1 protein-coding gene is annotated in these 994 nt (G+C 61.6%); it reads right to left on the bottom strand.

The features are described from left to right. Positions 1-994 (bottom strand): Calx-beta domain-containing protein (locus HGI47_RS22070; RefSeq protein ID WP_206066367.1); only part of this gene is annotated, 994 nt, incomplete at both ends.

The following is a 994-nucleotide window of genomic DNA, read 5'->3' as shown; positions in this document are numbered from 1 at the left end:
TTGCCGGTCAGGAAACGATAGTTGACGGTAACCGACGCGGCCGATGGCTGGTCCAACGTGACGGTGAACGCCATGTAATCGCCTTCAAGCACGCCATAGCTGCTGACGGAGATGGCCGGCTGATCGATGGTAGCGTCGTCGTTGAGGATCGTCGCGATGCCAACGGTGCCCGCGGTCGACGGAGCCGCTGCGGGTGGCGTGACTTTCAGGGAGAAGAACTCGGTAGCTTCGATCGTCCTGTCGCCCGTGACGGGCACGTCGACATAGCCCACCACTTGTCCGGCCACGAGTGTGAGTGTGCCCGAAGTTGCCGTATAGTCCTGCCCGGCAACCGCTGAGCCGTCGACCGTCGTGTAGGCGAGCGAAAGCGCTGCGGTGTGGGGCTGGGACAGGCGCACTTCGAAGCGGGCCATGCGGGTGCCGCTGTCGCCTTCGTAGACGATCGGCGATCCGACCAGTACGGCAAGGTTCGAGCCGGAACCATCTCCGTCGAGCACGATGCCCATCGAGCGCAAGGCTGGGCCGCCGCCTGCCAGTTCGGCATTGGTGGGATCGAACAGTTCCATCGTCAGGTTCTGATCGACCTCGTCGATGGAATCGCCCGGTGCGTAGATTTTGACAGTTTGGGTTGTCTGGCCGGGCGTGAAGATCAGTTGCCTGATCTCACCCATGTCACCCGACCAGCTTGTGTTGTAATCGGGTGCGGTGCCAAGGCCATTGCCGGTCAGGAAACGATAGTTGACAGTCACGGTCGCTGCGGACGTCTGGTCCATCGTGACGGTGAACGCCATGTAATCGCCTTCGGCCACGGCATAGCTGCTGACGGAGATGGCGGGTTGGTTGACGGTCGCATCGTCGTTGAGGATCGTTGCGATGCCGACGGTGCCTGCGGTTAAAGGTGCTGCGGCAGGCGGAGTGATCTTGAGGAAGAAGGTTTCGGTGGCTTCGATGGTTCTGTCGCCGGTAACGGGAACGTCGATGAAGCCGACGACCT

It is taken from the genome of Novosphingobium sp. ERN07 (assembly GCF_012641335.1).
Lineage (GTDB): Bacteria > Pseudomonadota > Alphaproteobacteria > Sphingomonadales > Sphingomonadaceae > Novosphingobium.
The sequence above is the reverse complement of the archived record's forward strand: the minus strand, read 5'-3'. Positions and strand labels throughout refer to the sequence as shown.